The sequence below is a fragment of the Streptomyces sp. LZ34 genome, from assembly GCF_053890475.1.
Genome location: NZ_CM132680.1, coordinates 3,966,229 through 3,984,831 on the forward strand (window position 1 = coordinate 3,966,229; position 18,603 = coordinate 3,984,831).

Annotated in this window: 16 protein-coding genes and 1 pseudogene; 12 read left to right on the forward strand and 5 right to left on the reverse strand. The window is 70.4% G+C overall.

From position 1 onward, the window contains the following. The first annotated feature begins 162 nt into the window (after window positions 1-162). The 4 genes from ACWY4P_RS15345 (at window position 163) to ACWY4P_RS15360 (ending at window position 4,959) form a co-directional block, all read left to right on the forward strand. The gene (locus tag ACWY4P_RS15345; RefSeq protein WP_456211113.1) at window positions 163-1,854 is read left to right on the forward strand and encodes a 2-isopropylmalate synthase; all 1,692 of its coding nucleotides are present in this window, start codon (window positions 163-165) and stop codon (window positions 1,852-1,854) included. 192 nt (window positions 1,855-2,046) lie between these two features. Then, the gene (locus ACWY4P_RS15350) at window positions 2,047-3,234 is read left to right on the forward strand and encodes a cation:proton antiporter (protein WP_456211114.1); all 1,188 of its coding nucleotides are present in this window, start codon (window positions 2,047-2,049) and stop codon (window positions 3,232-3,234) included. Beyond that, window positions 3,221-3,934, forward strand: a complete 714-nt coding sequence (locus ACWY4P_RS15355; RefSeq protein ID WP_456211115.1) for a class I SAM-dependent methyltransferase — start codon at window positions 3,221-3,223, stop codon at window positions 3,932-3,934. The genes ACWY4P_RS15350 and ACWY4P_RS15355 overlap by 14 nt, the downstream gene beginning before the upstream one ends. Window positions 3,935-3,960: 26 nt before the next feature. Further along, the gene (locus tag ACWY4P_RS15360) at window positions 3,961-4,959 is read left to right on the forward strand and encodes a TAXI family TRAP transporter solute-binding subunit (protein WP_456211116.1); all 999 of its coding nucleotides are present in this window, start codon (window positions 3,961-3,963) and stop codon (window positions 4,957-4,959) included. Window positions 4,960-4,984: 25 nt separating this feature from the next. Here the strand turns inward: ACWY4P_RS15360 and ACWY4P_RS15365 are convergent, their stop codons facing one another. Next, on the reverse strand, window positions 4,985-6,394 hold the full coding sequence (locus ACWY4P_RS15365; protein ID WP_456211117.1) for a sensor histidine kinase: 1,410 nt from the start codon (window positions 6,392-6,394) through the stop codon (window positions 4,985-4,987). Window positions 6,395-6,414: 20 nt separating this feature from the next. After that, window positions 6,415-7,125, reverse strand: a complete 711-nt coding sequence (locus ACWY4P_RS15370) for a response regulator transcription factor (RefSeq protein ID WP_456211118.1) — start codon at window positions 7,123-7,125, stop codon at window positions 6,415-6,417. A gap of 273 nt (window positions 7,126-7,398) precedes the next feature. Here ACWY4P_RS15370 and ACWY4P_RS15375 point away from each other — a divergent pair, with 273 nt between their 5' ends. The 8 genes from ACWY4P_RS15375 (at window position 7,399) to ACWY4P_RS15410 (ending at window position 14,024) form a co-directional block, all read left to right on the forward strand. Next, window positions 7,399-8,175: an amino acid ABC transporter ATP-binding protein gene (locus ACWY4P_RS15375; RefSeq protein WP_456211119.1), complete on the forward strand. Its 777-nt coding sequence runs from the start codon at window positions 7,399-7,401 to the stop codon at window positions 8,173-8,175. 103 nt (window positions 8,176-8,278) lie between these two features. Further along, window positions 8,279-9,184, forward strand: a complete 906-nt coding sequence (locus ACWY4P_RS15380; protein WP_456211120.1) for a glutamate ABC transporter substrate-binding protein — start codon at window positions 8,279-8,281, stop codon at window positions 9,182-9,184. Window positions 9,185-9,256: 72 nt separating this feature from the next. Then, entirely contained in the window at window positions 9,257-9,904 is a 648-nt protein-coding gene (locus ACWY4P_RS15385; protein ID WP_456211121.1) for an amino acid ABC transporter permease, read from the forward strand. Continuing rightward, window positions 9,901-10,842, forward strand: coding sequence for an amino acid ABC transporter permease (locus ACWY4P_RS15390; RefSeq protein ID WP_456211122.1), 942 nt, complete (start codon window positions 9,901-9,903; stop codon window positions 10,840-10,842). The genes ACWY4P_RS15385 and ACWY4P_RS15390 overlap by 4 nt, the downstream gene beginning before the upstream one ends. A 175-nt stretch (window positions 10,843-11,017) precedes the next feature. Then, window positions 11,018-12,805, forward strand: coding sequence for an FAD-dependent monooxygenase (locus ACWY4P_RS15395; RefSeq protein ID WP_456211123.1), 1,788 nt, complete (start codon window positions 11,018-11,020; stop codon window positions 12,803-12,805). 157 nt (window positions 12,806-12,962) lie between these two features. After that, window positions 12,963-13,010 carry a hypothetical protein gene (locus ACWY4P_RS15400; RefSeq protein ID WP_309506048.1) on the forward strand — a complete coding sequence of 16 codons (48 nt, stop codon included), beginning with the start codon at window positions 12,963-12,965 and terminating at the stop codon, window positions 13,008-13,010. A 59-nt stretch (window positions 13,011-13,069) separates the two neighbouring features. After that, window positions 13,070-13,627 (forward strand): cysteine dioxygenase, encoded by a 558-nt coding sequence (locus ACWY4P_RS15405; protein ID WP_456211124.1) that lies wholly within the window; start codon window positions 13,070-13,072, stop codon window positions 13,625-13,627. 4 nt (window positions 13,628-13,631) lie between these two features. Beyond that, window positions 13,632-14,024 (forward strand): rhodanese-like domain-containing protein, encoded by a 393-nt coding sequence (locus ACWY4P_RS15410; protein WP_456211125.1) that lies wholly within the window; start codon window positions 13,632-13,634, stop codon window positions 14,022-14,024. Between the two features lie 4 nt (window positions 14,025-14,028). Here ACWY4P_RS15410 and ACWY4P_RS15415 read toward each other — a convergent pair whose 3' ends face one another. The 3 genes and pseudogenes from ACWY4P_RS15415 to recA all read right to left on the reverse strand — a co-directional run bounded on the left by ACWY4P_RS15415 (window position 14,029) and on the right by recA (window position 18,474). Beyond that, the gene (locus tag ACWY4P_RS15415) at window positions 14,029-16,584 is read right to left on the reverse strand and encodes an FtsX-like permease family protein (RefSeq protein ID WP_456212933.1); all 2,556 of its coding nucleotides are present in this window, start codon (window positions 16,582-16,584) and stop codon (window positions 14,029-14,031) included. 142 nt (window positions 16,585-16,726) lie between these two features. Next, window positions 16,727-17,443 (reverse strand): annotated as a pseudogene (recX, locus tag ACWY4P_RS15420) (recombination regulator RecX); the annotation flags it as partial. After that, window positions 17,332-18,474 (reverse strand): recombinase RecA, encoded by a 1,143-nt coding sequence (gene recA / locus ACWY4P_RS15425; RefSeq protein ID WP_456211126.1) that lies wholly within the window; start codon window positions 18,472-18,474, stop codon window positions 17,332-17,334. The gene recA and the pseudogene recX, both read right to left, overlap by 112 nt. Window positions 18,475-18,603 lie beyond the last annotated feature (129 nt).

Consider the following 18,603-nt stretch of genomic DNA (forward strand, 5'->3'; position numbering starts at 1 on the left):
GGGTTGTGATGTTACGGACCGGGATTTGGTGTTCCTCGTCGGCGGGTGACCGCCGGCCGATCTTGGAGGCTGAATAAATTGTCTGAACTCACGGGGGTATCGGGGGTGCGAGCGCTGGAAGGCGCCGAGCAACCATGGTGGAATGCACAGCGGGCGTCATCCATGCCGACGCAGCGCTATGTGCGGGAAAATTCCTGTATTCCGAAGCAGTCTGGGGTCCGGAGTTGGCCGGGGCACGAAATCGAACGTGCTCCGCTGTGGGCCTCGGTGGATTTGCGGGACGGGAACCAAGCCCTTGCCAACCCGATGGATGCCCACCGCAAGGGGCTGATGTTCGATCTGCTGGTGCGGCTGGGATTCAAGGAGATCGAGGTCGGCTATCCGGCGGCCAGTGAGACGGAATTCTCCTTTGTGCGGGACCTGATCACCCGGGATCGGATCCCTGACGATGTGACGATCGTGGTGTTCACCCCGGCCAAACCAGACCTGATCGACCGGACGTTCCAGGCGATCCGGGGCGCGAAGCGGGCGGTGGTCCATCTATGCCTGGCCACCGCCTGCCTGTGGCGGGACGTGGTGTTCTCCATGTCCCGGGCCGAGTTGCGTCAGTTCACCGTCCAGGGTGCGGAGCGTGTGGCCGCGCTGGCGGACACGTTGCCGGGTTCACAACTGCGTTACGAGTACTCCCCGGAGACGTTCAACGTCACCGAGCCCGAGTTCGCGCTCGAGATGTCCAACGCGGTCACAGCGGTCTGGGATGCCGGCCCGGACCGGCCTGTGACACTGAATCTGCCCACCACAGTGGAGACCGATTCGCCCAACGTCTTCGCCGACCAGGTCGAATGGATGCACCGGAACCTGGACAACCGGAAGTCGATCATATTGTCGGTGCATCCTCACAACGACCGGGGTACCGCGGTCGCCTCGGCCGAGCTGGCACTGATGGCCGGGGCGGACAGGGTCGAGGGCACCTTGTTCGGCAACGGCGAACGGACCGGCAACGTCTGCCTGGCCACCCTCGCCCTGAATCTGTTCAGCCGGGGCGTCGACCCTCAATTGGACTTCTCCGACATCGACGCCGTGCGCCGCACCGTCGAGCAGTGCAACCAGATGCCCGTGCACCCGCGCCACCCTTATGCGGGAGACCTGGTCTACACGGCATTCTCCGGCACACATCAGGACGCGATCGGAAAGGGACTGGCCGCCCTGGAGGAGCAGGTCACCCGCACGGGCCTGGGCGCGATGGAACTGCCCTGGCAGGTGCCCTATCTGCCCATCGACCCCAAGGACGTCGGCCGGAGCTACGAGTCGGTGGTTCGCGTCAACAGCCAGTCCGGCAAGGGCGGTGTCGCCCAGGTGCTCAAGACCCACTACGGTCTTGATCTGCCCCGTACCCTGCGCGTGGAGTTCGCCAAGGTCATCCAGAAGATCACCGACGAGACCGGCGTCGAGGTCACCTCCCGCCGGTTGTGGGAGCTCTTCGCCGACACCTACCTCGAACCGCGCCCCGGGCTGCTGCTGAAGGACCTCCAGGAAGCGCGTGCGGACGGCCGCGTCACGCTGACCGTCACGCTGGTCGGACCCGACGGACGGGAAATCGGGCTTTCCGGCGTCGGTGACCAGATCGCCGACGCCTTCCTGGACGCTCTCAGCCGTCCGGGCGGCCATCGCATCGAACTGCACCACCTCAGCCGGCACGCCGTGGACGGTCCCGCCGGTCCCCGCACCGCCTGTTACGTCCAGCTCACCGCCTCGGGAGCCACCACGCACGGCGTGGGGATCGACGCCGACGAGGGCAGCGCCACCACGACCGCGATCATCAACGCCGTCAACCGCGCCCCCGGCCGCCCCTGAAACATCAGGGCAGAACGTTTCTCCCAACTGACACACCTGGTATCCCAGGGCCTCATCGACACGGGGGAGTTGACAACGTTGGATTACCTTCTGATATCCGCCGGAGCGGACAAAGCAGCTACCGGTAGTGTTCTGGCAAGCCTGGCCTTCATACTCGCCGCCGCCTATGTATTCGGCGCACTTGCCCGGCGCATGCGGCAACCGGCCGTGGTCGGCGAGATCGTCGCCGGTCTCGCGCTGGGGCCCAGTCTGCTCGGGCTGTTCCCCGGCGATCTCACCGAATTGCTGTTCCCCGCCGAGGTGCGTCCGTATCTGCAGATCATCGCCCAATTAGGGCTGGTGCTCTTCATGTTCGGCGTCGGCTACCACCTGGACGTCTCACATCTGCGTGGCGCCGGCCGCCAGGTGATGGCGGTGTCCCTGAGCTCGGTCGCCTTACCGTTCGCGATGGGAATGGGCCTCGCGGCGGCGCTGTATCCATGGTTCATCACCTCGGAGATGAAGACGGACGGCCTGCTGGCACCCGCGCTCTTTCTCGGCGTGGCGATGTCCATCACCGCGTTCCCCGTATTGGCCCGGATCATCGCCGAACGCGACATGCAGAAAAGCCGTCTCGGGACGATGTCCCTCGCCTGCGCGGCCATCCAGGACTTTCTCGCCTGGTGTGTGCTCGCGGTGGTCGTCGCCACCGTGAGCACCACGGGCGCCTGGCCGCTCACCAGGATGGCCATCGAGTCGGCCGCGTTCGTGATCGGCCTCATCCTTGTCGTTCGCCCCGGCCTCGGCTGGCTCCTGGCGCCCCAGCGGCGCTGGGCCGGGAGCCCGGTCACCCACGCCGTCCTGGTCATCGGTCTCCTGCTGGCCGCATGGAGCACCGAGGAGATCGGGCTGCACGCGGTGTTCGGCGCCTTCGCCTTCGGCACGGTGGTGCCGCGCCGGCACATCGACGCCCTGGCCCCGGAGGTGCCCGAGCGCATCGAGCAGACCAGCCTGTTCCTGCTCCCGGCCTTCTTCACGGTGACCGGGCTGTCGGTGGACCTCGGCGGGCTCGGCGGCCAGGGTCTGATCATGGTACTCGCCGTGGTCGTGGTGGCCTGTGTGGGCAAATTCCTGGGCGGGGCCGGCGCGGCCCGTCTGACCGGAGCGACGCCACGCGATTCGATCACCCTGGGAATTCTCCTCAACGCCCGGGGGCTCACTGAACTGGTCATTTTGAATGTGGGCCTTTCCCTGGGCATGCTCGACTCCCGGCTTTTCACCGCCATGGTGGTCATGGCGGTGTTCACCACGGTCATGACCGGCCCACTCCTCCAGCACTTCGCCGTGGAGGATCCCAAACCGGCAAACAAACTCGTCGAGGAAGCTCATGTCAGAAGATAGCACTCGCGCCAACGGCATCAATTCCCTGGTATTCCAGGAACGCTTCGACGCGACGCTGGCGCACCTCGACGACCTCGAGGGCTTCGACGCGTCGCTCGGCGTCGAGACCAGTGAGCCCGTGGAGCCCTGGCAGATCCAAGAAGCCGACGACTTCACCCTGATGAACAACGCACGCTATTCACCCACACCGGTCAGGACGATCCGCCAGGTAATATCGGCGTCGCCTGTCCGGCACGAAGACGTGTCCTTCGTGGACTTTGGCTCCGGAAAGGGGCGGGCCATGCTCGTGGCCGCCGAATTCCCTTTCAAGGGGGTGCACGGCGTGGAGTTCTCGAGCAGCCTCTGCGAGACCGCGCGGAGAAATTTCGAACGTTACCGCGGCCCACGGAAATGCGGCGCCATTGAAGTGCGGTGCCAGGACGCCGCGGACTTCGAGATCCCCGACGACGCGGGTTTCTTCTACTTCTATGAGCCGTTCACAGCGGCCGTCGCCGAGAAGGTCTTCGGGAACATCGAGACGTCCCTCCGCCGAAACCCGCGCACGGCGGTTGTCTGCCTCGTGGGGAGAAGCCTGCTCCCGCTCGTCGAGGAACTGCCGCTGTGGACGCAGGTCGGCGGGACGCTCGCGTCCCCCGACGACCCGTACTTCGACACGCGGCTCTTCGCCAACGGCCAGTCCGGCCCCCGCCTCCCCTTGTGACCCCGGGGACTGTCATGATCCTGGGCATGGCCGTCCGTCTTCCGCGCCTCGGCCGGCGCCGCGTGCTGCAGTCAGCCGCCGCCGGAGCCGTCGCGCTCGCACTGCTCCTGTGGTGGCTGCTGCCGATCGGGGGCGACGAGTCGCCCCAGGGCCGGGTGACCTTCGCGACCGGTGTGCCCACCGGCGTGTACGAAACCTACGGCAAGATGCTGCGGCGCGACCTCGCCCGGGACCTCCCCGACCTGGACGTGACGCTGCAGCGCACCAAGGGGTCCCCGGACAACGTCCGGCGGCTCGCCGAGGGCCGGGCCACGTTCGCCATCGCCGCCACCGACGCGGTGGCCGCCTACCGCGAACAGGGCGGGAAAGGCGCCGAGCGGCTGCGCGCCTGTGCGCGGCTGTACGACGACTACATGCAGCTGGTGGTGCCCAAGGGCTCCCGGGTGCGGTCCGCCCGGGACCTCAAGGGGCTGCGGGTCGGCGTCGGCGAGGACGACTCGGGCGTACAGCTGATCGCCAAGTCGCTGCTCAAGGCCGCCGGGCTCGACATGGGCAAGGACGTCAAGGCGGTACGGAAGGGCATCGACCGGATGCCGGGCCTGCTGAAGTCCGGAAAGCTGGACGCGTTCTTCTGGTCCGGCGGGCTGCCGACGACCGCCGTGCGCACCCTGGCCCAGGACTATCCGATCCGGCTCGTCCAGCTCGGCGACCTCATCGGCCCGCTGCACCGCCAGGGCGGGGTGACCCGCTACTACCGGGCGGCGTCGGTGCCCGCCGACGCGTACGAGGACATGCGCCAGCGGGACGCCATCAAGACGATCGCGGTGCCGAACCTCCTGGTCACCACGGACCGGGTGGACCCCGCGCTCGCGGAGGCCGTCACCCGGACCGTGATAAAGAACCGGGACCGCATCGGCTCCAGGGTGCACGCGGCGCAGAAGGTGGACCTTCGCACCGCGATCTTCACCGACCCGCTGGAACTCCACACGGGAGCGGCGCGCTACTACCGCTCGGTCAAGCCGTAGGGCCCGCCGCCCGCACCCAGCGCCCTTAGTGCGGCCCGGTGCGCGGCACCGTGATGGTCACGCGCAGCCCGCACGGCTCGTTGGGGGCGTACGCGATGGAGGCGTCGCCCGCGGCGAGCAGCGCCCTGGAGATCGACAGCCCCAGTCCGGAGCCGTCGATGTTCTGGTGGCGGCCGCTGCGCCAGAAACGGTCGCCTATGCGCGCGAGCTCGTCCTCGGTGAGGCCGGGGCCCCCGTCGGCGACGACGATGGCGACCGTGTCCCCGTCCGGCTGGGCGGAGACCACCACCTCCGCGCCCGCCGGGGTGAACTTCACGGCGTTGTCCACGACCGCGTCCAGCGCGCTGGACAGCGCCACCGGGTCGGCCCAGCCGGCCACGGCGGCCGGGCCCTGGTAGGAGAGGCGGACGCCCTCGCGCTCGGCGACCGGCAGCCAGGCGTCGACCCGGTCGGTGGCGAGCTCGGCGATGTCGGTGAGCTTGAGGTCGGTGGTGGAGTGCTCGGCCAGGGCCAGGTCCAGGAGGTCGTCCAGGACCTGGGCGAGGCGCTTGCCCTCGGTGCGCACCGAGGCGATCTCCTCGTGCCCCTCGGGCAGGTCGAGGGCCAGCAGTTCGATGCGCAGCAGCAGCGCGGACAGCGGGTTGCGCAGCTGGTGGGAGGCGTCGGCGACGAAGGCCCGCTGCTGTTCCAGGACCTCTTCGACGTTGTCGGCCATCTCGTTGAAGGAGCGGGCCAGGCGGCGCAGCTCCGGTGGCCCGGAGGCGGCCGCGACACGGGACTGCATGCGCCCGGTGGCGATGTCGTGGGTGGCCGTGTCGAGGATGCGTACGGGGCGCAGCACCCAGCCGGTGAGCCGGAAGGCCGCCCCGACCGCCAGGAGCATCGCGGCCGCCTCCCCGGCGGCGATCACCAGCCAGCCGTGCAGGATGCTCGACCGCATCTGCCCGGTGGGCGAGTCGGTGACCACGACGGCCACCACGTCGCCGTCGCGCACCACGGGGGAGGCGACGGAGAGCCTGCCCCGCTGCCAGGGCCAGACCTGGTCCGGGTCGTGGCTGCGGCGGCCCTGGAGGGCCTCGTCGAACGCCTCGGCGCCCTCGCCGTTGTCGGGGAGCCGCCAGTCGCCCGGCGCCTGGGCCATGGGCCTGCCGTTCCGGTAGTAGACGCCGGCCCGGATGCCGTACAGGTCGTGGTAGCGCCGGAGTTCGGCCCTCAGAGTGCTCAGCCGTTCGTCGTCCTCCGCGGTGGTGGCGGCGGCGGTCGGCCCGGCCGTGACGAACTGGGCGAGCGCGGCGAACCGCGCGGTGTCGTCGATCCGGTCGACGACCACGCGCTGCTGTTCGCGGGCGGCCACGCTGACGGCCAGCGGGAAGCCGAGCGCCAGCAGCACGCCGGCCATGAGGACGATGAGGAGCGGGAGAAGTCGGGTGCGCACGGGAGAAGTCTCGCGGTTCCTCAGTTCGCCGGTGACACCAGGCGGTACCCGACGCCCCGGACCGTCTCGATCAGCGCGGGCATGCGCAGCTTGGAGCGGAGCGAGGCGATGTGCACCTCGAGGGTACGCCCGGTCCCCTCCCAACTGGTACGCCACACCTCGCTGATGATCTGCTCGCGGCGGAACACGACGCCGGGGCGCTGGGCGAGCAGCGCGAGCAGGTCGAACTCCTTGCGGGTGAGCGAGATGGTCGTGCCGTCCACCGCGACCTGCCGGGTGGACAGATCGAGGGTGACGGGGCCGATCCGCAGCGGGGTGTTGCGGCTCTCTGGGCCCTCCTCGGTGCTCGGGGCGGTGTCGGCCGGAAGCGTGCGCCGACTCACAGCGTGGATCCGGGCGAGCAGCTCCATGGTGTCGTAGGGTTTGACCACATAGTCGTCGGCACCGAGGTGGAGACCATGGATGCGGGATCTTACATCCGCCCGCGCGGTCACCATGATCACGGGTGTGGTGGTCCGCTTGCGGATGCGGCCGCACACCTGGAAGCCGTCCTGGTCCGGCAGGCCGAGGTCGAGGAGCACGACACCGAACGGTGGCCCCGAGTCGGGCAGCAGCGCTCTGAGCGCCTCCTCACCGCTTCTGGCGTGCGTGACTTCGAAACCGTGCCTCGCGAGCACCGCGGACAGAGCCGCGGCGACATGGTTGTCGTCCTCGACGAGCAGCAGTCTCACCGACCCCTCCACCACCTTTCCACTGAGTGGCACATGTGTTTCGCCAACATGGCCACAGGGCATCCACGCCCAGACGGCACGTGCCAGTCAAGACGCATCTAGTCACACTTAGGTTTCCGTTACGTAGCCGGTACGCCAGCCCCGGACCTCGCTCACACAGAGTGTCGCCCCGCTGTCGGATCGTTATCCTCAATTTCCGCTCAGATGTAATGACGCTGGTCTCGGCGGCCCCCTATGGTCCTCCCAACCGAGGAGGACGGAGCGAAACGCCGAATGAGCGAAGTACCGGTGACCAAGGACGCAACTCCGGTTGCGGACGCGTTGGTTGCGCTGTCAGGAGTCAACAAGCACTTCGGCGCGCTGCATGTGCTCCAGGACATCAACCTGAACGTCGCACGGGGCGAAGTGGTCGTTGTGATCGGCCCTTCCGGGTCCGGCAAGTCGACCCTCTGCCGCGCCATCAACCGCCTGGAGACGATCGACTCCGGCACCATCACGATCGACGGCAAGCCACTGCCTCAAGAGGGCAAGGAGCTCGCCCGCCTGCGCGCCGACGTCGGCATGGTCTTCCAGTCGTTCAACCTTTTCGCGCACAAGACCGTGCTCGAGAACGTGATGCTGGGCCAGCTGAAGGTGCGCAAGGCAGACAAGAAGACCGCCGAGGAGAAGGCCCGCACGCTGCTCGACCGAGTGGGCGTGGGCAAGCAGGCGGACAAGTACCCCGCGCAGATGTCCGGCGGTCAGCAGCAGCGCGTGGCCATCGCCCGGGCGCTGGCCATGGACCCGAAGGCGATCCTGTTCGACGAGCCGACCTCCGCGCTCGACCCGGAGATGATCAATGAGGTGCTGGACGTCATGCAGCAGCTCGCCCGGGACGGTATGACGATGGTCGTCGTCACCCACGAGATGGGCTTCGCCCGCTCCGCGGCGAACCGGGTGGTCTTCATGGCCGACGGCCGGATCGTCGAAGAGGCCGAGCCGGAGGAGTTCTTCAACAACCCCCGCAGCGACCGGGCCAAGGACTTCCTGTCGAAGATCCTTCACCACTGAGGCCCACACCCGGCTTCTCAAGCCCGCACCTGGCTCCACCACTGAGCCCCGCACGGCTCACCCACGTCTTCACACACGCACAACAAAACTTGAGGGATGCACGATGAGAATTCGTAAGACGGCCGCAGCGGCTTCGGTGGTTCTGGCTCTGGCGGCGACCGCTGCCTGCGGTGGCAAGGAGGGCAACGCCGGCGACAAGCCCAAGGGCGGCGAGGTCGTCAGCGGCAAGTACACCGTCGCCAAGGACGTGAAGCTGGACTCGCCGACCCTCAAGGCGGCACAGAAGCGCGGCAAGCTCATCATCGGCGCCAAGGCCGACCAGCCCTACCTCGGCTTCGAGGACACCACCGGCAAGCGCTCCGGCTTCGACGTCGAGATCGCCAAGATGGTCGCCGCCGACCTGGGCTTCTCCGAGGACCAGATCGAGTTCAAGACGGTCGACTCCAACGTCCGCGAGACCTCCATCTCCAAGGGCCAGGTCGACTACTACGTCGGCACCTACACCATCAACGACGAGCGCAAGAAGCAGGTCGGCTTCGCGGGCCCGTACTACGTGGCCGGCGCGGACCTGCTGGTGCGCAAGGACGAGAAGGGCATCACCGGCCCGGACTCCGTCAAGGGCAAGAAGGTCTGTTCGATCGTCGGCTCCACTCCGCTGCAGGAGATCAAGAAGCCGAAGTACGGCGCCAAGACCACCGAGCTCGGCAAGTACTCGCTGTGCGTCAAGAGCCTGCTGGACGGCCAGGTGGACGCGGTCACCACCGATGACGCGATCCTCAAGGGCTACGCGGCCCAGCGCCCGAGCAAGCTCAAGGTCGTCGGCAAGCCGTTCACCGAGGAGCCCTACGGCGTCGGCATGAACAAGGACGACAAGGCGCTGCGCGACGCGATCAGCGACGCGCTCGAGAAGCACATCAAGAACGGCGACTACAAGAAGGCGTACGAGGGCACGCTCGGCAAGTCCGGCTCCGCCTACGTCGCCCCGAAGACGCCCCTGCCGCGCTACTGAGCCGGTTCTCCCCGAACGCCCTGAAGCCGGTGCGATCCGTCGCGCTGACCTGACCGCTAGCGCGGAGAACAGATGAACCTACTCTTCGATTTCTTTCCCGAGTTCCGCGACGGGTTCCTCGGTACCCTGTCGCTCACCGCGGCCAGCGCGGTGCTCGCCCTCATCCTCGGCATTGTCATGGCCGGCTTCAGGGTGTCCCCCATTCCGCCGCTGCGTGCCGTCGGTACCGCCTGGGTCACCCTGCTGCGCAACACCCCGCTGACCCTGCTGTTCCTGATCGCGTTCTTCGTGATCCCCCAGATCCTCTTCCCCGGGACGAGCCCGTACAAGCTCGCCGTGGGGGCGCTGGGCTGCTACACCTCGACGTTCGTCTGCGAGGCTGTGCGCTCCGGCATCGGCACGGTGCCGATCGGGCAGGCCGAGGCGGCCCGGAGCCTGGGGATGACCTTCTTCCAGACCCTGCGGATGATCGTCCTTCCGCAGGCCACCCGGACCGTGATCCCGCCGCTGAGCAGCATATTCATCGCGCTCACCAAGAACTCCGCCATCGCGGGCGCCTTCAGCAACACCGAGCTGTTCAGCGTCTCGAAGCTGCTGAGCGACAAGGGGTACGCGATCGGCTGGACCTTCCTGTGGATCTCGCTCTGCTACCTGCTCATCACCTTCTCCATCAGCGGGATCTTCCGAATTCTGGAGCGCCGCATGGAGGTGGCCCGATGAGCGCGAGCGTCCTGTACGACGCGCCCGGTCCCAAGGCCCGTATACGCAACCGCGTCTACTCGGTCATCGGCACTCTCGCCGTGATCGGCCTGATCGTCTTCGTCATCGTGCGACTGAACGACAAGGGCCAGTTCGCGCCGGAGATGTGGGACATCTTCAACTACACGGGTGTCCAGAACGACATCATCGACGGCCTGCTGACCACCCTCCAGGTGTTCGCGGTGGCCGCGGTGCTGTCGCTGGTGCTCGGCGCGTTGCTGGCCGTCGGCCGGCTCTCGGACCACAAGTGGGTCCGCCTGTTCACGACCGGATTCATCGAGCTGTTCCGGGCCGTCCCGCTGCTGATCACCATCTACGCCCTGTGGGTGCTCTTCCTCACCTACAAGTCGGAGCTGGGATTCGAGGGCACCCAGACGGAATTCTGGGCACTGGTCATCGGCCTGACCGTCTACAACGGCTCGGTGCAGGCCGAGGTGTTGCGGGCGGGCATCAACTCGGTGCCCAAGGGGCAGCGTGAGGCCGCCTACGCCCTGGGTATGCGCAAGACCCAGGTCATGGTGACGGTCCTGATCCCGCAGGGTGTCCGCGCGATGCTGCCGACCATCATCAGCCAGCTGGTGGTCACCTTGAAGGACACCTCGCTCGGCTACGTGATCACGTACGAGGAGCTGCTGTACAAGGCCCAGCAGGTGGCGGGCAACACGGTCGTCAACGACGACTACCCGTACGTCCCGGTGATCATCGTCGTCGGTGTCATCTACGTGGCCCTGTGTATGGCGCTGTCCGCCCTGGCCACCTGGATCGAGCGGCGCGGCCGGCGCACCAAGAGCGGCATCGCGGTCGCCCCGGCCGAGCAGCCGGTCGCGGCGGGAGACGCTCTGGACGTCGTCGATCATGCCGAGGTCGCCGGGCCGGTCGACACGTCGAAGAAGAACTGACCGTATACCCGGTCCGATATCCGGTCCGACGGGGGCGGTGGCGTACGCGCCACCGCCCCCGTCGCTTGACGCGGGGACCCGCAGTGGGTTGCATACTTTGTGTGATCGCGCACCGGGTTTCAACTGCCAGTTTCCTCAACTCACGTACGTCCCGCAGGGTCACGGGAACCGCGCCGTGGACCCGGTGATCGTCGCCGGGGCGGGCCCGGTCGGCCTCGCCCTGGCCCTCGCGCTCGCGCGCGCCGAGGTGCCCGTCATCCTGCTCGACGAGAGCCCGGGCGACGACGAGCGCCGCCCTGCCCGTACGGCCGTGCTGCGCCCCGACACCGCCGCCCTGCTGGAGCGGCTGGGCTGCCGGGCCGCCCAGGCGGCCGTGCCGTGGACCGGCTGGCGCACCATGCGGCGGCGGCAGGTGGTCCAGCAGCTGACCCTGGTGCCCGGCGGCCTCTTCGCCTCCGGCGGCCCGCTCCTCCCCGGCCCCGCGGACGGCCACGGCTACGACGTCGGCTATGTCCGTGACGACGGCTACGCCCGCGACGACGGCACTGGCGGCCTCGGCGCCGGCCCGGAGGGCGACGAGGCGGAGGACCCGGAGCTGCCCTCGCCGCTGCACCTGCCCCAGCACGAACTCACCCGTGCCCTGCGCGCCGCGCTGGCCACCGTCCCCGGCGAGGACCTGGTACGGATCGTCTCGGGCACCCGCCTCGACACCCTGGAACAGGACGCCCGGGGCGTCAGCGTCCACACCCGGGGCGCCCAGGGCACCTGGTGGCGGGGCAGCTACCTGATCGGCTGCGACGGTCCGCGGTCCACCGTCCGCAAGCTCCTGGGCGTGCGCTTCCCGGGCCGCACCGCGGTGGAGCGGCACGCGGTCGCCGCGCTGCGCGCCGAACTCCCCTGGCCCGGCGAAGCCGTGCTGCACCGCTCGCCACCGTGGCGCACCGTCGACGCGGAGGTGACCGCCCGCCCGCTGCCCCGCGGAGCCTGGCGGCTGGACTGGCTGCTGCCGCCGGGCCGCGACCTGGTCACGCCGGACGCGCTCCTCTCCCGGGTGCGCGACACCCTCACGGGGTGGTGCGGCGACCCCGCTCCCCCCTACGAGCTTCTGGACACCGGCGTACACACCGTGCACCACCGGCTCGCGCGCCGCTGGCGCGTCGGCCGCGCCTTCCTCGCCGGGGACGCCGCCCATCTGCTCGGCGCGCTCGGCACCCAGGGGCTCGACGAGGGGCTGCGCGACGTCGGCAACCTCTCCTGGAAGCTGGCCCTCGCCTGGCACCACGGGGCGACGGACGCGCTGCTCGACAGCTATCAGGCCGAGCGGCGCGGCGCGGTGAGCGCCCGGCTGCGCGCCGCGGATCAGGCGCTGCCGCTGGTGCGGTCGTCCGGCGGCTGGCATGCGGTGCGGCGCTCCGTACTGCCCGGCGCGGTGCGCGCCCACGACGCGCTGCTCACCGACGGTCACCTGGGGCGCGGCCCGCTGGGCGAGCCGCCGGTCTACGGCCGCTCGCCCCTGATGCCCGCAGCGGCCCCCGAGGGCTCGGTCACGGTCGACACCGAGATCGGCGCGCCCGCCGCCGATGTGCCGGTGACCGCGTCGGACGGGGCACTCACCCGGCTGCGGGCGCGGCTGGGGCGGGAGCTGCTGGTCGTCCTCGTCGCCCCCGGGACGGGGGTGTGGGACCGCCGCCACTGGCTGCGCGCGGGGCTGATGCCCCGGCTGGCGGCGGCGGTCGCGGCGCTGCCGGTACGGGCCGAACTGCTGGTCGCCGAGGAGTACCCGGGGGCCCCGGCCCACACCGTGCTGCTGGTGCGGCCCGACGGGCATCTGGTCGCGGCGCTGTCCGGGGTGCGCCCGGCCGAGCTGTACGCATGCGCGGACGCGGCGCTGGGCGGGAAGGCCGCGCGCGGCGGGTCCGACGAGGGGTCGTCGGTGGAGGCGGAGGCGACGGCGCACCGATAGGGCGGCGCGCACGGCGTGAGCGACGGCGTGCGCAACGGGGTGCGCAACGGGGTGCGTCCGAGGAGTGGACAGCAGTAGTTGACCTTGCTTTCCGGCCCGTGGTTGAGTACGCCCTGTGACTGACGCTCAGCTGCCTCGCTTCTGGCGGAGGGTCCATGTGGACCTCGTCCGCTACGCGGGCTGCGTCTGTCGCCCCTCCTGCTGATCGGCTTTTCCCGCGCGGCTCGGGTCGCGCCCCTTTCGCGATCACTCAGGACGGTCTCTGTGCCCGACGTACGCACCTCCTCCCCCGCCCAGCCCTCGGCGCCCGCCCGGCCCTCCGCCGACGCCGCGCCCGGCCCGGCGGAACTCCTCGAATTCGCCCGCCGTACGGCCGCCGACACCGCGCTCGTCGACTCGCTCCCCCTCGACCCGGAGGGCCGCACCTGGCTGCGGCTCGACGGGCCCGGCGGCAGCGAGGCGTGGCTGATCGGCTGGCCTCCCGGCACCGGCACCGGCTGGCACGACCACGGCGGCTCGCACGGCGCGTTCCTCACGGCGGCCGGTGAACTGTACGAGCAGTCGCTCGCCGCGCGCCTGCCCACCGAGGGCTGGAAGACCCTCGAACTGGCCGACGACGTCGACCGTGAGCGGCGGCTTCCCACCGGACAGGGGCGGGCCTTCGGCCCGCACCACGTACACGAGGTGCTCAACACCTCCACGGAGCGGCATGCCGTGTCGGTGCACGCCTACTACCCGCCGCTGCCGCTGATGCGCCGATACAGCCGCACCGGACAGGTGCTGCGGCTGGAGCAGATCGAGCTGCCGGGCGAGTGGGAGTGACCTGATGAGCACCAAGCGGAGCATCGACGAACTGCTGGCCGAGGCCCGTGTCGGCCTGCACCGCCTCGGGCCCGCCGAGGCCGCGGCGGCGCAGGCCGAGGGCGGGCTGCTGGTGGACATACGGTACGCCGCGCTGCGGGAGCGGGACGGGACCATCCCGGGCGCGCTGATCGTCGAGCGGAACGAACTGGAGTGGCGGCTCGACCCGCTGTGCGACCACCGGCTGCCCGAGGCCACGGACCACGATCTGCGGATCGTGGTGGTGTGCAACGAGGGGTATGCGTCGAGCCTCGCGGCGGTCTCGCTGCGGCAGCTCGGGCTGTCCCGCGCCACGGACCTGGTCGGCGGCTTCCAGGCGTGGCGCGCGGCGGGGCTGCCGGTCAGCCCGCACTCCTGAGCCCTCACTCCTTGGCCGAGGCCAGATCCACCGGCCGGGCCGACAGGGCCAGCCGCCCGGGCAGCACGGTCGCCGTGAAGGCGAGCAGGGCCGCGAGTCCCAGCAGGAGTCCGTAGGTGAGCGGGACGACGGCGGGCGCCGCGCCGCCCGTCATCCCGATGCTGAACGCGGTCAGAACGGCCAGGGCCGTGCCGGTCCCCAGGACGGCCGCGATCAGCAGCAGGCCCGCCGTCTCGATCCGCAGCATCCGCAGCACCTGGCGCCGGGTGGCCCCGGCCAGCCTGAGCATCGCGAACTCGCGGCCGCGCTCGGCCGTGGACATGGCCAGGGTGTTGACGACTGCGATGGCGGTGAAGGCCACGATGAGGCCCATCGCGATGTAGTCGACTTCCGCGTTCGACCGCGCGCTCGCGGCCCGCAGCTCCCAGGCCCGGTCCGGGCCGAGGACCCGTACACCCGGGAAGTCCCGCACGGCCTTCGCCAGGTCGGCCCGGACGGCGTGGCCCGCGGCCACGAGCACCGACGAGGCCAGCGGATTGTCGACATGCCGGGCCACCAGGTCATGAGGCATCGTCAGATCGCCGAAGCCCAGCCCGCGGGCGTAGACGGCGACGACCGTGAGCGTGGCGCGGGTGCCGTCCCCGAGCGTGAGCCTCAGCTTGTCACCGGGGGCCAGTCCCAGGTCGTCGGCCGCGACCTCGCTGACGGCCACGGTGCCCGCGCCGAAGCGGGCCAGGGAGCCCCGGGTGACATCCGGGTCCCAGGTCCGGGTCAGCCCCTCGGGGGTCACGCCCTGGGCCGGGTACTTGTCGAGGCCGACGCGCACGGTGGTCCGCACCACCTCGGTCGCCGCCGTGACGCCCGGCGTGCCGCGGACCGCGGCGGCCGCCGCCCCGGGCACGCCGGGGCCCTCGGACGCGAGCGTCCAGTCGGCGCGGTTGCCGTCCCTGGCCTGGCGCCGGGAGGCTTCGTCGAGCGTGGGGTGGAGGAAGAGGACCGTGGCGGCCATGCCGATCAGCAGCACGAGCGGGGTGACGGCGGCGGCCATCCGGGTGGCGTTCCCGCGGAGGTTGGCGGTGGCCAGCCGGCCCCAGGGCCGGACCGCGCGCAGCGGCAGCGCGAGGATGGTGACGGCTATACGGACGATCAGCGGTCCGAGTAGCGCGACGGCCCCGGCGAGGACGACGACGGCGAGGTAGGTGACGGGAGTCGAGGCGGGCTCGGTGTGCAGATGGCCGAGGAGTACGACCAGGACCACGCCCCCGGCCAGCAGCGCCAGTCCGGCCAGCACCCGCCCCACGGCCGGGCGGGAGCGCTCGACCGCGGCCTCGGACAGGGCCTCGGCGGGCCGGATGCGGATGATCCGGCGGGCGGAGATCCGGGCCGCGGCCCAGGCGCCGAGCACCGTGGTGACCACGGCCGCGGCCATCGGGAAGACGCTGACGGCGAGGTGCAGGGTGGCGGGGACGGCTCCGTTCGCCACGAACCGGCCGTACAGCCAGTGGGCGAGCGGCAGTCCGGCGAGCGAGCCCAGGACGCCCGCCACCAGGCCGACGACGAGGGCCTCCCGGCCGAGGAGGCGGCGGATCTGGCGCGGTGTGGCGGCGATGGCCCGGAGCAGGGCGATCTCGCGATGGCGCTGCTGGATGGAGAGGGCGAAGGTACCGACCACGACGAGGATCGCGACCAGCAGCGATGTGCCGCCCATGGCGCCGCCCATGCTGACCAGGCGGATGCGGGCGGCCGCGGCGTCGGGGAACTCGGCGGGCCCGCGGTCGCCGCCGATGTGGACCCGGGCCTTGGTGCCGCTCAGGGCCGTGGCGAGGTCCTGCTTCAGCCGGGCCGGGTCTGTGCCCGGTTCGGCCAGTACGCCGATGGCGGCGGTCTCGCCGGGATGGGCGGCGAGCCGCTTCGCCTCGGCATCGGTGAAGAACAGGCTGGTCTGCCGGCGCAGATCGCCGTCGGCGGGGGCGGCGATGCCGGTGACGCGGTAGGCGCGGGGGGCGGCGGTGGACTGGACGGTGAGCCGGTCACCGGGCGCAAGGCGGGCGCGGGCCGCGAGTTCGCGGTCGACGACGACGTCGCCGGTGGCGCGCGGGGCGCTGCCGCGGGAGAGGACGAACGGGGTCAGCGGCGCGGAGCTCCAGGCGTGGCCGTACGAGGGAGTGCCGTCGGGGCCGGACAGGACGCGGTCGTCGGGCGTCACCGCGTAGGCGGGGAAGGTGACTTCGGGGACGGCCCGGCGCACACCGGGGACGCGCTGGACGGTGCGCACCATGTCATACGGCAGCCAGACGTGCTCGGCGAGGGGCTTGGCCTTGTTCTTGACCTTCGTCTTGCCCTTTTTGTGCTTGACGGTGATCCGGTGCACGTTCTGGTCGGCCGAGACGACGACGGGGGTCGCGGCATAGCGCTCGGTGGTGATGGGGCCGCGCAGGCCCGTCTCCAGCAGCACACCGCAGGCGGTGATCAGTGCCGAGGCGCAGAGCAACGCGAGCAGCGCGCCGATGAATCCGCCTTTGCGGGCGCGCAGGGTCCGTATCGCATAGCGCAGCATCATGGCTCGCCGTCGGGTGTGCACTGTCATGAGCGCACCATTCCACGGGGCCCGAGGCGGGGGCCCTCCTGCCGACCGGCGTCTTCATGGTCGGGTTAACCCCCCTCTCGCCCTCGCGCCTCCCCCGGACGTCGGGCAGATACCGCTATGCGTCGGGCAGATGCCGCTCCAGCAGCTCCGGGTCCTCCCCCTCCTCCTCCAGCGCGCGCCGCACCACGCGCAGCGCCACCCCCTCCGGATAGCCCTTGCGCGCGAGCATCCCGGCCAGGCGGCGCAGCCTCTTCTCCCGGTCGAGGCCGCGGGTGGCCCTCAGCTTGCGCTCGACCAGCTCCCGGGCGGTGCGCTCCTCCTGCTCGGCGTCGAGCTGCCCCACGGCCTCGTCGATCAGGGCCGAGTCCACGCCTTTGGTGCGCAGCTCACGCGCGAGCGCCCGGCGGGCGAGGCCCCGGCTGTGGTGGCGGGACTCCACCCAGGCGTCCGCGAACGCCGCGTCGTCGATCAGCCCGACGTCCTCGAACCGGGACAGCACCTCCTGCGCCACCTCGTCGGGGATGCCACGGGTCCGCAGCGCGTCCGCGAGCTGTCTGCGCGTGCGCGGGGTCCCGGTGAGCAGGCGCAGGCAGATCGCCCGCGCCTGCTCCTCCGGGCTGCGCGGCGGCCCCTGCTCGGCCCTCGACGAGGAGGGGGCGCCGCTGTCCGGGCCGGCCGGACGGCCTTGGCCGTCCGGCCAGTCGGTCCGCCGCGTCACGGTCAGCTCTTGGCCGCGGCGGTCTTGGCCGCCTTCGTCCCGGCCTTGGCCGCCGTGGCGGGCGCCGCCTTCACCGGCGCGGCGGGAGCCGCGGCCGAGGCGGCCGGGGCGGCCACGTCGGCGCCCGGCTCGGCGGCCGGCTCCTCCCGCTTGACGCCGATGCCCAGCTTCTCCTTGATCTTCCTCTCGATCTCGTTGGCGAGGTCGGGGTTGTCCTTCAGGAAGTTCCGGGAGTTCTCCTTGCCCTGGCCGAGCTGGTCGCCCTCGTACGTGTACCAGGCGCCGGACTTGCGGACGAAGCCGTGCTCGACGCCCATGTCGATCAGGCCGCCCTCGCGGCTGATGCCCTGGCCGTAGAGGATGTCGAACTCGGCCTGCTTGAAGGGCGGCGCGACCTTGTTCTTGACGACCTTGACGCGGGTGCGGTTGCCCACCGCTTCCGTGCCGTCCTTGAGGGTTTCGATACGGCGGATGTCCAGTCGCACAGAGGCGTAGAACTTCAGCGCCCGGCCACCGGTCGTCGTCTCGGGGGAGCCGAACATGACGCCGATCTTCTCGCGGAGCTGGTTGATGAAGATCGCGGTGGTCTTGGACTGGTTGAGCGCGCTGGTGATCTTGCGGAGCGCCTGACTCATCAGCCGGGCCTGCAGACCGACGTGGGAGTCGCCCATCTCGCCCTCGATCTCCGCCCGCGGCACCAGGGCGGCGACGGAGTCGATGACGATGAGGTCGAGCGCGCCGGAGCGGACCAGCATGTCGGTGATCTCGAGCGCCTGCTCGCCGTTGTCCGGCTGGGACAGGATGAGGGAGTCGGTGTCCACGCCCAGTTTCTGCGCGTAGTCCGGGTCCAGGGCGTGCTCCGCGTCCACGAACGCGACCGCGCCGCCGGCCCGCTGCGCGTTCGCCACCGCGTGGAGGGTCAGGGTGGTCTTACCGGAGGACTCGGGACCGAAGACCTCCACCACACGGCCGCGCGGCAGGCCGCCGACGCCCAGGGCGACGTCGAGCGCGGTCGACCCGGTGGGAATCACCTCGATCGGCTCGTTCGGCCGCTCCCCCATGCGCATCACTGCGCCTTTGCCGAATTGCCGTTCAATCTGTGCGAGCGCGGCGTCGAGCGCCTTCTCGCGGTCGGTTCCTGCCATGGGTTCCACCCGGTTTGCTTGAGTCGATCGCTTCACGTCCACGACGCTAACCCCTGCCACTGACAAGCGGCCCGGACGCCCTCGACCTGTGGATAACTCAGGCGAGATCCACCATGAGAATGGATGTTC